The 279-nt window shown below is 62.0% G+C and carries 1 pseudogene; it reads right to left on the bottom strand.

The annotated features are described in order from the left end of the window. A pseudogene (locus M2D63_RS25740) lies at window positions 1-172 on the bottom strand (two-component sensor histidine kinase); the annotation flags it as partial. Window positions 173-279: the final 107 nt, after the last annotated feature.

Consider the following 279-nt stretch of genomic DNA (forward strand, 5'->3'; position numbering starts at 1 on the left):
CTTCCTGTTCGTACCGCTGGGTCCACTTCTGCGCCAGGGTGTTGAGGCCCGGATGGCGGCTGAGTATCCAGGCGTCCTGGTTGAGAATGTGCGCGAGCAGGATCGACAGGCCGGCGACCAGGGCAATGGCCAGCCAGAAACTGGCCAGGATGCGCCAGAACAATGAACGCAAGGGAGGCTCCTTCAACTGCAAAAGCCCGGCCTGCCGGTAGGCAGGTCGGGCGGGTGGCTGAAAGCTTACTGGGCCTTGGTGGCTTTTTCAGCCTTCCAGGCCTTGAA

Source organism: Pseudomonas sp. BJa5 (assembly GCF_030272875.2).
In the GTDB taxonomy this organism is placed as follows: domain Bacteria; phylum Pseudomonadota; class Gammaproteobacteria; order Pseudomonadales; family Pseudomonadaceae; genus Aquipseudomonas.